Origin of the sequence: Sorangium sp. So ce375 (assembly GCF_051473855.1) — a bacterium.
GTDB lineage: Bacteria > Myxococcota_A > Polyangia > Polyangiales > Polyangiaceae > Sorangium.
In genome coordinates, this window is sequence record NZ_CP150335.1 from 44,339 (window position 1) to 57,019 (window position 12,681).

Annotated in this window: 9 protein-coding genes and 1 tRNA gene; 6 read left to right on the forward strand and 4 right to left on the reverse strand. The window is 71.5% G+C overall.

The window, feature by feature from the left end; all coding sequences use genetic code 11:
* Positions 1–132: 132 nt before the first annotated feature.
* A tRNA-Leu gene (locus tag WME90_RS00155) sits at positions 133–217 on the reverse strand.
* Between the two features lie 458 nt (positions 218–675).
* Here WME90_RS00155 and WME90_RS00160 point away from each other — a divergent pair.
* On the forward strand, positions 676–1,380 hold the full coding sequence (locus tag WME90_RS00160) for a response regulator (protein WP_437279001.1): 705 nt from the start codon (positions 676–678) through the stop codon (positions 1,378–1,380).
* On the opposite strand, the gene WME90_RS00165 is transcribed toward WME90_RS00160, so the two are convergent.
* Positions 1,334–2,098: a Crp/Fnr family transcriptional regulator gene (locus tag WME90_RS00165; RefSeq protein WP_437279002.1), complete on the reverse strand. Its 765-nt coding sequence runs from the start codon at positions 2,096–2,098 to the stop codon at positions 1,334–1,336. The genes WME90_RS00160 and WME90_RS00165 overlap by 47 nt on opposite strands.
* 343 nt (positions 2,099–2,441) lie before the next feature.
* On the opposite strand from WME90_RS00165, the gene rpoN reads away from it, so the two are divergent.
* The 3 genes from rpoN (at position 2,442) to WME90_RS00180 (ending at position 6,091) form a co-directional block, all read left to right on the forward strand.
* On the forward strand, positions 2,442–3,962 hold the full coding sequence (rpoN, locus tag WME90_RS00170) for an RNA polymerase factor sigma-54 (RefSeq protein WP_437279003.1): 1,521 nt from the start codon (positions 2,442–2,444) through the stop codon (positions 3,960–3,962).
* Between the two features lie 63 nt (positions 3,963–4,025).
* Complete coding sequence (locus tag WME90_RS00175; protein ID WP_437279004.1) at positions 4,026–4,991, forward strand: hypothetical protein; 966 nt, start codon at positions 4,026–4,028, stop codon at positions 4,989–4,991.
* 101 nt (positions 4,992–5,092) lie between these two features.
* Entirely contained in the window at positions 5,093–6,091 is a 999-nt protein-coding gene (locus WME90_RS00180; protein ID WP_437279005.1) for a hypothetical protein, read from the forward strand.
* A gap of 159 nt (positions 6,092–6,250) precedes the next feature.
* Here the strand turns inward: WME90_RS00180 and WME90_RS00185 are convergent, their stop codons facing one another.
* Positions 6,251–7,513: a bifunctional nucleoside/nucleotide kinase/histidine phosphatase family protein gene (locus WME90_RS00185; protein ID WP_437279006.1), complete on the reverse strand. Its 1,263-nt coding sequence runs from the start codon at positions 7,511–7,513 to the stop codon at positions 6,251–6,253.
* A 9-nt stretch (positions 7,514–7,522) separates the two neighbouring features.
* The gene (gene pgeF, locus WME90_RS00190; RefSeq protein ID WP_437279007.1) at positions 7,523–8,335 is read right to left on the reverse strand and encodes a peptidoglycan editing factor PgeF; all 813 of its coding nucleotides are present in this window, start codon (positions 8,333–8,335) and stop codon (positions 7,523–7,525) included.
* Positions 8,336–8,421: 86 nt separating this feature from the next.
* Here pgeF and WME90_RS00195 point away from each other — a divergent pair, with 86 nt between their 5' ends.
* Complete coding sequence (locus WME90_RS00195) at positions 8,422–9,627, forward strand: serine/threonine-protein kinase (RefSeq protein WP_437279008.1); 1,206 nt, start codon at positions 8,422–8,424, stop codon at positions 9,625–9,627.
* Between the two features lie 119 nt (positions 9,628–9,746).
* The gene (locus WME90_RS00200; protein ID WP_437279009.1) at positions 9,747–12,653 is read left to right on the forward strand and encodes a PBP1A family penicillin-binding protein; all 2,907 of its coding nucleotides are present in this window, start codon (positions 9,747–9,749) and stop codon (positions 12,651–12,653) included.
* The last annotated feature ends 28 nt before the right edge of the window (positions 12,654–12,681 follow it).

Genomic DNA, 12,681 nt, shown 5'->3' on the forward strand with positions numbered 1-12,681 from the left:
GCGCGCGCTCGCCCCCGCGCCTCGCGCCCAGCGGACCCCTGCCGTCTCGAGCCGCCCGGTGCAGCCGCCCCGGGCACCGGCCACGTGGCGCGTCGCGCCGCGTGGCGGTCGAGTCCTCCAGGAGTCAAGCCGTGGTGCACGAGGGGGGACTCGAACCCCCAAGCCTCCCGGCGCCGGAACCTAAACCCGGTGCGTCTACCAATTCCGCCACTCGTGCGCGCGGACGCTTGTGGCACCCTACGCCAGCCTCATCAAGCGGGAAAATCAGTTTGCTGCGTTGCGCCGAACGCGTCAGGGCGGGGTGCCGCGGGCGGCCCGGACGTGTGGCCCACGGTACATCGAGCCTGGAGCAACCGGCGGAACGGCGGACAGCGCCGCCCTGGGGTGGCCGCAAACCTGGGCTAGCCCGTGCGCACGAAGCGCGCACCACCGGTGAGGGACGCGGTGGGCAAGCCGACAGGGTGGGGGGGCGCTCTTCGTCGGGGCGGAGAGATGCCGCGGAGGGAGCGCGAAATGGGCACAGCGGCGGCCCGGGGTCGGCGGGGCAGCCTCACCGGCAGCGGCGCTCGAACGAGCCGCGTTGCCGCCGAGAACAGGGGGAATCGAGCGCCGGGCGACGGCGGCGCCTCGCCTTCGGCACGTGCGTTGCGAAGGGGGGACCGTCCGCGGACGCGGATGCTGCCGCTGAACGACGGAGGGGGCGCGCTCGTCGCCGTCCTCGTCGATGCGGGGCAATTCGACTGCAAGCCGCAGGGATACCCGATGACGTACCAACCGAACGTTCTCCTCCTCGATCAGGACGATGTCCTCCGGAGGGCCACGGCGCTCCTCCTCTGCAACCGCGGCGCGCTCGTCAGCTCGGCCGCAACCTTGGAGGAAGCGATTTCCCTCTCCCGCGAGCGCGTCTATGACGTCGCGCTCATCGATCTCGCCCCCGGAATGAAAGGGACCCGGGAGATCCTGGGCCGCCTGCGGCGCGAGGGCACGATGCCCAGGCGGGTCGTCTTCTGCGCCGACGAGCCGGTCTCGTGCGACGGCACCGACGACGTCAGCGAGGTCCTGCTCAAGCCGTACGCCTTCGGCCGGCTGCTCAGCACGATCTTCGTCGAGCTCGGCTCCCAGACCTCCGCGAAGTCCGGGATCTTTCCTCGCCTCCGCCTGATCCAGGGCGATCTCGGCGATCTGAAGGGGAGGCGACCGGGCGAGCCTGGCGCTGCCCTGGGGGTGGAAGGCCACCCCGCGGAGCCGCGCGGCGGCGCCTTCGTCGAGGCGACCGGCGCCTCGGTGTACCGGCTCCAGCGCAGGCCGCGCAGCGGCCCCTCCGCGCGGACGCTCAGGCCGTCGCGGCGTGCGCCGCGAGGTGCTCGCCATCCCGGATGACGATCCGCCGCCGGTCAAACGCGATCAGGCCGGCGCGCTTCCATTTGCCCAGCAGCAGGGTGACCGTCTCGCGGGTGGACCCGATCAGCAGCGCGATGTCCGCGTGCGTGAACGGGGCCGACACCAGCTGGCCAGCGGCGTGCGGCTGCCCCCATCGCCGCGAAGCGGCGCGCAGGAACTCGATCAGGCGCGCTTCGACCGTGCAGAGGAGCAGGGAGCCGAGGCGCGCCTCGGTCTCGAGCTTGCGGGCCACGAGCGCCGCCGCGAGCGCGTCGCGGAGCGCTGCGTCGGAGGCGAGCTGCCGCTCGAGGCCGGCGAGCGGCACCACGAGCGCATCCCCCTCGTCGAGCACCGTCGCGCTCTCGGAAGAGATCGTCGCGCCCGCGAGCGCGCCCTCGCCCACGAGGTCACCAGGCCCGCGGTGCCCGAGCGGAACGACCCGCCCCTCGGCGATGCGTTCGACCTTCACGCGACCCGCCCCGATCAGGACCAGGTGCCTCGGAGGCGCGCCCTGCTGGCAGACGCACTGCCGTCGCGTGAGCCGCTCGAACCTGCCGAGCTCGAACAGCACACGCCGGCTCGGCAAGGCCAGCGAGGCGAGGGGTGAGCACGACAGGATCCGCTCCTTCTCGACGTCGTCGTGCGAGGCCCCGCCGCGCACGCCCTCGAGCCCCTGCGTGGGCCCCTGCGTAGGTCCGCGCACCTTCGGCTTTCCCATCGCGCCTTCGCCTAACCTTTCGGGATTTCAAGCCTCCCGATCGGCGGCCGATAGTGCAACGATCCGCGGATGGGGGCCAATCCGAACAGGCTGCGGGAAGAGCTCCGCGCAGGGCGAAAAATCTGCTGCAGCGGAACCTGAAGCCATGTTCAGTGGTACAGGATGCAAGCCCTGCGCTATTTTTTGGTGCAGACGTGAAAGCAAGACCCGGGCCGCTGCCCCGTTCGATGCTACGTTGGGGGTGAGGCCACCAATGAGACACTCGATGGCACGAACCTCGCGCAATGCCCCGGCCCCCGTTCGGCGGGTGGCGCTGGCGGCGAACTGAGAGAAGGAGCTCCTCATGGGCATGGAGATGAAGCTCCAGTTCAAGCTGTCCCAGCAGCTTGTGATGACCCCGCAGCTGGTGCAGGCCATCCGGCTGCTGCAGCTCTCGCGGCTCGAGCTGGTCGACGAGATCAGGAAGGAGCTGGACGGCAACCCTGTCCTCGCGGACGACATGACCGACCCGAAGGCGCGGGACGGCGACAAGGGGGATCAGCGGGGGAGGAACGCCGATCTGCCGACGGAGCAGCGGCTCGAGAACGGCGAGCGGTTCGACCGAGACACCGACATCGCGGCGCGTGAGACGGAGAAGCGCGTCAAAGAGGTGGACTGGGAGCAATTCCTGGAAAACAGGCAGCTCCAGCAGGCCATGCCCGCGCACCGGGGCGGCTTCGAAGAGCTGCCGCCGATCGATCAGAACCTGACAAAGCCGTCGAACCTGCGCGACCACCTGCTCTGGCAGCTCCAGATGAGCGATTTCGTCGAGAACGAGCGGCAGTTCGCGCTGCTCGTCATCGGCAACCTCGACGAGAAGGGGTACCTCGACCTCAAGGGGGGCGAACGTCCGGACGGCACGAGGGGGCCCGACCTAAGCCTCGCTGATCTCGCGCGGGAGGCGGAGCTCCACCCCGAGGACGCCGAGGAGGTGCTGTCGATGATCCAGCGCTTCGATCCGGTCGGGGTCGCGGCCCGCGACCTGTCGGAGTGCCTGCGGGTGCAGGCGGAGGTGCTCGGCTTCGACGACATCGAGATGGCCATCATCAAGGACCACCTCCACAACGTGGAGCGGCGCAACTTCCCCGCGATCGCGAAGGCGCTGAAGATCCCGCTGGAGGACGTGTACGACGCGGTCCAGGAGATCCAGAAGCTGGAGAGCGTGCCGGCGCGCAACTTCGCCGAGGTCGACGAGAAGACCATCGCCATCACCCCGGACGTGTACGTCATCAAGGACGGCACGCAGTTCGTCGTCACCGACAACGACAAGGGGCTCCAGCGGCTCTACATCAACGAGAACCTCGCCCAGCGGATGCTCAAGGATCCGAAGGCGAAGGAGTTCATCAGCGAGAAGCTCCGGAGCGCGCAGTGGCTCATCCGGGCCATCGAGCAGCGGCGGCGCACGATCATCAAGGTGACCGAGTGCATCGTCGAGAAGCAGCGCGAGTTCCTCGAGCGCGGCGTCGGCTACCTGAAGCCCATGATCCTCAGGGACGTCGCCGAGTCGGTGGGCATGCACGAGTCGACCATCTCCCGCGTGACGTCGAACAAGTACGTGCACACGCCCCAGGGGCTCTTCGAGCTGAAGTACTTCTTCAACTCATCGATCCACAGGGTCGCTGACGAAGACATCGCCTCGGAGAGCGTCAAGCAGGCGATCAAGAAGATCATCCTGGCCGAGGACAAGTCGAATCCCTACAGCGATCAGGCGATCGTCAAGATCCTCGAGGAGACGGACGGCATCAAGATCGCCCGCCGCACCGTGGCCAAGTACCGCGAGATGCTCGGCATCCTGAGCTCGTCGAAGCGCAAGAAGATGTTCTGAGCCGCGGCCGCCCGGCCGCGCTCGCTCGACCCTCCGCCACGCCGAACACCACGGCCCCACGCCATGCCCGCCGAACCGATCACGGCCGCCCAGATCTTCGAGCGCCTCTTCGCGCCGCACTACCCGCCCGACGCGCTCGCCGACCTGGCGAGCGCGCGCTCCACGGACGTGAACCCGGCTGGAAACCCGTCGATCCTGGCCCAGATCGACCACGCGGCGGAGGTGTTCGCCCGGCTCGCGCCCGCGGCGTTCGGCGCGCCCGACCTCGGGCTCGACTTCTCCGATGCGTCGGTCCATCGGCTGGGCGCGGCGCTGACGCGCGAGCGACGCGACGCCTGGCTCGCGCCGGCTGGCGGCGCGCGCGGCACGAGCGGGGGCGGAGATCCTCCCCTGCTCGTCACCCTCGTGACGCACGGGGCGCTCTACGTCGGAGCGTGCGTCGTCAAGAACCACGGCGGGAAATGGCAGGTCCGGAGGCCACTCTGGGAGTCGCTGGTCCGGCTCGAGTCGAGCGCAGGGACGGGCGATCTCGCGATCTTCCAGTGGTGGCTCAAGGCGCTCAGCGACGAGGAGATCGGCCGCGGCAGGCTCGTGGATCGCTACCGCACCCACGTGGAGGTGCCGACCTTCGACGCGGGGCGGCTGCCGATCCTCGCCGCGGGCGACCGGCGGATCCCGAAGCTCGCGAAGGTTCGTTACGACACGCTCTACAAGCACCTCCGCGCGCACCTGCCGGAGCTCAGGTCCGTGGGCGACGATTTCCCGTCCCCGGAGCGCTTCGAGGAGATGGGCTTCAAGAGCCTGGAGTTCGCGCTCGTCGGCGGTGGGCGGATGCTCCTCATGCACGGGGCGGCCGCGGAGGGGGTACACCTGCTCTGGCTCGACGCGAGCGGCTTCGTGAAATCCGTTTACTACCCGGCCGACGGCTTCCCCGCCCACGTGGTCCAGATCGAGGGCCAGAAGATCCGGGTGATCGTGCCCGTCGGCGGCGAGACCCAGGTCCACGAGATGCTCTGGTGGGGGGCGTAGCCGGCGGCATCGTCGTGCACTGCTCGGCGGCGCGCGGCGGGCTGACGACACGTTCCGGGGTGGCGCTCGCGCACGGCGCGCGCCGGGGGTAGGCTCGCCCCGTGCTGTCGCCCGACGTCCGCTTCGAGGGGTTCACCGCGACCGACTGGGTCCGCGTGCTGTCGTTGTTCCGGCCGAGGCGCGCGGGCACCGACGAGCGCGAGGTCGGTCGGCCACGCGGCGGCGTCGTCGCGGTCCACGCGGGCGGCAAGCTCAGGAAGCTCGTGCACACGGACGCTGGCCGGCTCCGGATCGACGACGCGCAGCGCGCCGCCCCGCTCTCCGCGGAGGAGCTCGCCGCGGGTCACCACGCGAGCTGGGCCGCGGTGATCGAGGCGGGCGCCCTCGAGGCCATCGTGGAGCGGTTCGGGGCGCGGCTGCGGCGCGGCGACGACCTCATCGCCCAGACGCTCCTGCTGCTGCAGCTCGCCCGCGAGGAGCTCCTCGCCGGGAGGGTCGATCTCTGGCCAGCGCGGCTGCGCGGCGTGCCGATGCCCTCGGCGGGCGTCGTGCGCGGCACGCTGGAGTCGCTCGCCGCGATCGGCAAGACGATGGTGATCGGCCTGTTCGAGGGCGGGGAGCTCTGGACGAGCGTCGCGCTCCGCCGCGACGCGCGCGGGATCAACCTGATCCTCGGGCCGGACGAGGTGCGGGAGGACATGGGGCTGCTCGCGGGCGACTGGCGCCGCGACTACCGGCACCTGTCGCGCGCCATCGAGGAGCGGGCAGGTGAGCTGTCGCTTGGCTGCTTCGCGGAGGCGGAGACGATCCGGCAGCTCGAGGTCGACCCGAGCCCGGGCGCCTGGGCTCGGGCGGTGGCGGTGCGCGACGTGATCCTCGCGCCGGTGCCGGCGGCCCTCGCCATCCCGCTCGGGATCGACGCGGGGCGCGCGGCGCTCAGCGCGCTCCGCGCGCTCGTGGAGCGGATCGACCCGATGGGGATCGTGGCGCCCGCGGTGCGGGCGGTGCTCGAGCGGGCAGGGACCGACAGCGAGATGGCCGCGATGCTGCCGTTCCACCCGCTGGAGCTCCTCCGCAAGCTGATCAGCCGGGAGCGCTGACCCGACGCGGCGGCGCTGCAGCGCGCCCCGCGTCGCGGCGTGGCCCGCGCAGCGGCGTGGCCCGCGCAGCGGCGTGGCCCGCGCAGCGGCGTGGCCCGCGCAGCGGCGTGGCCCGCGCAGCGGCGTGGCCCGCGCAGCGGCGTGGCCGCGCTGCCAGGATCAGGGGTGCGCGGTGCTCGAGTCGCCGCCCTGGACGGGAGGGGCGAGCTGGAAGCGGCGCTCCTCGCAAGCATACGCGGTCGGGGTCAGCTCGATGACGGTGTGCAGCGGGATCGGCAGCGTCGGACACGAGGGCGCGGGGCGATCCACGAGGTAGGCGTAGAGCGCGCGCAGCACCGCCTGATGGCCGATGACGAGCACGGGCGAGCGCTGGCGCTCGAGCTGGATGATCAGCGGATCGAGGCGCTGGATGACGTCCTCGTACGACTCGCCGCGCGGGTAGCGGTAGCGGAACTTGTCGGCCGCGCGCGCGTGGAAGACCTCGGGCATCTGCTGGCGGATCTGCTCGTAGGTCATGCCCTCGCAGACGCCCGCGTCGATCTCGTCGAGGGCGCGCCACGCGACGTGGTTCTGCGTCATCGGGCGCGCGGTCTGGATGGTGCGGCGCAGCGTGCTCGTCCAGACGTTGACGTGCTCGTCGCCGGCGCGCTCGCGGATGAACGAGGAGAGGTTCTTCGCATACTCGTCGCCGCGCGCGCTGAGATCCGAGTCGCCGCCGAGCAGCCCCTTCTCGTTGAACACGCTCTCGCCGTGGCGGGTCAGCCAGATCGGGTGCGGCGTGAGGTGCATGTTCATCAACAGCGGGACGAGGCGCGCCGGCAGGTAGCCGTGGATGCGGTTCAGCACGACCTGGCGGCCGACGTCGATGATCTTGATGTAGCTCCTCTCGGGCTCGCCGAGCGGCTCGTACGCGCGGGCGTAGTGCGCGATGCGCGCGCGGAAGTCGCGCAGCGCCGCCTCTGGATCGACGCCCTGGTAGTCCGGCGAGCGGAGCTTCGTCTCGCGGACGTTGGTCTCGATGATCGACTCGTCGTTGCAGATCGACTCGATGAAGACGACCGGGAAGCCGTGCGCCTGGCAGCGCTCGGTGACGAGGTTCCGGCGAGCGCGCGTGCTGTTCGTGGCGTCGTAGATCGCCACCTCGCCGCCGGAGCTGAGCCAGCCGATGAGATCGTCGAGGGCGGTCATCGCCATGCCGAGGAGCGCCTGGCGGCCCTCGGTGTTGTTCGGGTCGAAGAACTGGTGCGGCTGCGCGGTGCCCAGGTGCGCGCGGCGGTAGTTGCCCACGTTGAAGAGCCGCGTGGGGTGGCCCAGCCACGACAGGTACCGCGCGATCTTGCGGGCGATGGACGTCTTCCCCCGGGCGGGCAGGCCCACCATGGCGAGGACGATCGGCGACGAGTCGCGCGCGAGCGAGACCATGGGAGCGTTTTAGCCGATGACGGTACGGCCGGCGACGATGACGGAGAGCAGGCGGCCGCTGCGCTGTCCGTCGCGCCGGTACGAGAAGAAGCGGGCGGGGTCACACGCGGTGCAGCCAGGGACGTCCTCGATCGAGGTTGCGTCCAGGCCGACCTCGGTGAGCTGGGCCTTGAGGATGCGACGGACATCGACGTGCGGGCGAGCTCCGGGGGCTCCACGGACGACGGCGGCGGCGCCGGCGCTGGAGCACGCGGCGAGATCCGCGGCGACGTCGTCGCCGACCTCGAAGCAGCAAGCCTCGATGTGCGGGCCGATGGCCGCGACGAGATCCGCGCCCGGGCCGGCGAGCGAGCGGAGCGCGCTGGCCGCCTCGACGACGACCCGGCGGACTGTTCCACGCCAGCCGCTGTGGACCGCCGCAACGGCGCCGGTCCGGCGATCGGCGAGGAGGATCGGGGCGCAATCGGCGCTGCGGACACCGCAGCCGACCCCGGGCACACGCGAGAGGGTCACGTCCCCGACCTCGCGGACGACGTCGTCGCGGCTCTCGTCGCCGGTGAGCACCCGCGCCTCGACGCCGTGGACCTGGCTGAGGAAATAGAGCCGCGCCGCCGGGATGCCGAGGCGCCGCGCGGCGCGCTCCAGGTTCTCACGGACCGCGGCGGGGTCGTCGCCGAGGGCGACCGCGAAGCTCAGGGTGTCCCATGGGGGGGCGCTGACACCGCCGCGCCGCGTGAAGAAGGCGTGCGAGAAGCCAGCGGCGGCGAGGAGCGGGCTCTCGAGCGCCTCGGCGGCCCCGTGGGCGTCAATTTTTACGGTCATTTTGGCTCCACGGCGGGATCCGATGGGCCCGCTGCTTCGGTCATAGACGATACGGGTGGGTTGCGTGGTATTTTCCGGCTCCACGCATGGCTGCCGGTCCGGACCCGAACATCGGTCGAGATCTGCTCGGAGGGCAGTTCCAGATCCTTCAGAAGATCGGCTCCGGCGGCATGGGGTCGGTCTACAAGGCCGCACAGCCGGCGATGAACCGGATGGTGGCGGTCAAGATCCTCCACCCCAAGCTCGCGAACCGGAAGGATCTCGTCTCCCGCTTCCGCCGCGAGGCGCGCGCGATGAGCCACCTGACGCACCCGAACACGGTGAAGGTGCTGCTCTACGGCGAGCTCGAGGACGGCTCGCTGTACATCGTGATGGAGTACCTGGAGGGCAAGAACCTGAACCAGGTGGTCCGCAAGGAAGGGCCGCTGCCCGTCGAGCGCGCGATCCCGGTCCTCATCCAGGTCTGCGGCGCCCTGCAGGAGGCGCACATCCAGGGGATCGTGCACCGCGATCTCAAGCCCGAGAACATCTTCCTGTCGACCAACGGCGGGCTGAAGGACTACCCGAAGGTGCTCGACTTCGGCCTCGCGAAGGTCACGGAGCGCGAGCTCAGGCCGGGGTCGGTGATGCTCACGCAGGAGGGCATGGTCTTCGGGACGCCGGAGTTCATGTCGCCCGAGCAGGCGCAGGGCAAGGTGCTCGACGCGCGCAGCGACATCTACTCGCTCGCGACCATCCTGTACGAGGTGCTCACGGGCAAGCTGCCGTTCGAGGCGCGGACGCCCATGGAGTACATCCAGCACCACGTGACCAGGAACCCGATCCCGCTCGACGAGCGCGTCCCCGGGAAGCAGTTTCCGCCGGGGCTCGGGGCGGTGCTCGCCAAGGCGCTCGAGAAGCGGCCCGAGGATCGGTTCGAGTCGGCCGCGGAGTTCGCGGACGCGCTCAAGCCGTTCGCGGGCGGCGCGGGCAAGGGCTACACGGCGATGATGCCGAAGAACGCGAACGCGGTGCTCGAGCAAGCGGCAAAACAGCACGCCGCCGCGCTCCAGGCGAACAAGGCGCCCGCGGCGTCCGCGTTCAAGTCGCCGGCGAAGACGGTGAAGATGGTCCAGCAGCCCCCGGCGGCGTCCGCGAAGCTACCGCCCGCGCCGGCGGCCATCGCCAAGCCGCCCACCAAGGCGCCGGCCAAGGCGGAGGCGAAGCCGCTGCTCCTCGTGGGCATCGCGGCGGGCTGCCTGATCGCGGGCATCCTGATCACCATCGTGGCCATGCGGCTGTTCCACGGCTGATCCTGCGCGAGCGCGCCCCGGATCGAGGCGAGCCTCCGCGGGCGTGCTAGCGTCGCCGCTCCGGCGCGCCGGGCGCTCTGGATGCGCATCGCCTGCGCCAGCGTTCACGGGACGGCGGCATGGCCTCGGAGCAATCACGGAACCCAGCGGGAAGCGAGGACGATCCGGTCAGGAAGACCGATGCGCCGGAGCAGGCGTCGGATCCGCCGCGCCGGGCGTCGGATCCGCTGCGTCGGGCGTCGGATCCGCTGCGTCAGGCGTCGGATCCGCTGCGCCGGGCGTCGGATCCGCTGCGTCAGGCGTCGGATCCGCCGCGTCAGGCGTCGGATCCGCTGCGTCAGGCGTCGGATCCGCTGCGGCAGGCGTCGGAGCCGCCGGCGCGGCGGTCGGGGCCGCCAGGGCGAGCGAGCGAGCCGGCGGAGCGGATCAGCGGGGCCATGCGGCCGGCGAGCGCGCCGCACCTCGACGGCGCGCCGCGCCCGCCCAGCCAGCCGGAAGGCGCGCCCCCACAGGAGAGAGGCCCGAGGATCGCGACGTGGGCGAAGCGCATCGGGATCGCGCTCGCGGTCCTGCTCGTCCTCGCCGCTGTCTCGGTCGCGCTCGTCATCCGGCACTACGAGGCGGATCTCCCCTCGACCCGTGAGCTCAAGGACTACCGGCCCCCGCAGGTGACGCGCATCCTCGCGCGCGACGGCACGCGCCTCGGCGAGGTCTTCACCGAGCGGCGCACCGTCGTGCGCATCGGCGAGATCCCGAGCCAGGTGAAGCTTGCCGCGCTCGCCGCCGAAGACGCGGGCTTCTACGAGCACGCGGGGCTGAACTACCTCGGCATGCTCCGCGCGCTCGCGGTGAACCTCCGCTCGACCCGGGCCCGGCAGGGCGCGAGCACCATCACGCAGCAGGTCGTGAAGAACGTCCTGCTCACGCCGGACCGGACCTTCAACCGCAAGGCGCGAGAGATCATCCTCGCCCGCAAGATCGAGCAGGAGCTCACCAAGGACGAGATCCTGGAGCTCTACCTCAACAAGATCTACTTCGGCCACGGCCGCTACGGGGTCGAGGAGGCGAGCCGCTACTACTTCGGGAAGAGCGTGCGCGACGTGACGCTCGCCGAGGCCGCGCTGCTCGTCGCCATCGTGAAGGGGCCGTCGGTGTACTCGCCCCGGGCGAACCTCGAGCGCGCCGTGGCGCGGCGGGACTTCGTGCTCGATCAGATGCAGCGCAAGGCCTTCGCGGACGAGATCCAGGTGGCGCAAGCCAAGCAGGAGCCGGTCGTGCTCGCCGTCGAGACCGAGTCGCTGGCCGAGCTCGCTCCCGAGGTGGTCTCCGAGGCGCAGCGCATGCTGCGCGAGCTCGTCGGACCCGCCGCGCAGCAGGGCGGCTACACCATCACGACCACGATCGATCCGGCGATGCAGGCGGCCGCGCGCGCGTCCGTCCGCAAGAACCTCGACGCCTATGCGAAGCGGCACAAGCTGCTCGGCCCGCTCGCGCGGAACAAGAAAGAGCCGCCGGCCTTCGAGGGGACACCGGCCGGTCACAAGGTCTTCCGGGGGGTCGTGACGGGCGCCGACGACGCCCGAGGGACGCTCTCGGTGCGCGTGGGCACGCTGGAAGGCACGGTCACGCTCCGCGGCGCGCAGCGGTACAACCCGAACGGGCTCGCGCCGAGCAAGTTCGCCGATGTCGACAAGGTGGTGCGCGTCAGCCTGATCGGCCCCGCGCCGGAGCCGGTCGTCGAGGCGGCCGCCGCAGGACAGGAAGAGGACGAGGACGCCGCCGGAGAGGCGGGGCACGCCGCGCCAGCAGGCAAAGCGGCGAAGCCCGCGGCCCCCGTGCCGCTGCGGCTCGAGCTCGGACCCGAGGGGGCGCTCGTCGCGATCGACGTGCGGACGCGCGAGGTCGTCGCCCTCGTCGGCGGCTACGAGGCGGTGCGCGGGGGGCTCGACCGGGCGACGTTCGCGCGGCGCCAGCCTGGGTCTACGTTCAAGGCGTTCGTCTACGGGTACGGGATCCACGCGCGCACGCTGACGCCGGCGACGATCCTCGAGACCGACCCGCTGGCCATCGCCGGGTACAAGCCGCAGAACTACGACGAGAGCGAGGGGAAGTCGCCGGCGCGGCTCCGCGAGGCGGTCGCGCACAGCGTGAACGTGGCCGCGGTGTCGGCGCTGTCGCGCGTCGGCGCCTCGAACGTGGCTGCGTTCGCCGGCGCGCTCGGCGTCCAGTCGAAGCTCGGCGCCGATCTGTCGCTCGCGCTCGGCGCCTACGAGGTCACGCCGCGCGAGATGGTCGCCGCGTACGCGAGCATCGCCGCTGGCGGCGTCTACGAGCAGCCGATCCTGATCACGAAGATCGTCGGCCCCGGCGGGGCGGAGATCCCGCTGCCGCCACGCCCTCCGGCGCATCGCGTGATGGAGGAGGCGGAGGCCTACGTGCTCACGAGCGTGCTGACGTCCGTCGTGCAGAGCGGGACCGCCAGGCAGGCACGCTCGCTCGGGCGCCCGATCGCCGGCAAGACGGGGACGACGAACCAGGCGAAGGACACCTGGTTCGTGGGCTACTCGACCGACATCGCGTGCGCCGTGTGGACCGGCTACGACGACGCGGCGCCGCTCGGCAACGGCGAGGCGGGCGCCACGGCGGCGCTGCCGGCGTTCGTTGATTTCATGAAGCAGGCGCACGCGAAGCGCCCGGCGGCCGACTTCCCGGTGCCGAGCGGCGTCGTGCGGGTGAAGATCGATCCGCTGACGGGTCTCCTCGCGCGCGAGGGGCAGGAAGACGCGATCGAGGAGGTGTTCGTCGCCGGGACGGAGCCGACCGAGGAGGCGCAGGCCCCCGAGGCGGACGCGGGCGCGGAGCCGGTGGACGGCGGCGCGCCGGGCGAGCTGCAGGGCACCGTGCAGGCGCCAGGGGAGGGGCCGCGGCCGGCAGAGCCGGGAGCCGCGCCAGCGCCTGTCGAGTCGGAGCATGCGCCGGAGCCAGGCCCGCTGCCGGCCGGCGAGACGGCGCCGCCGCCGTTCTGAGCGGCGCGCGTGCGCCGTGAGCGGTGAG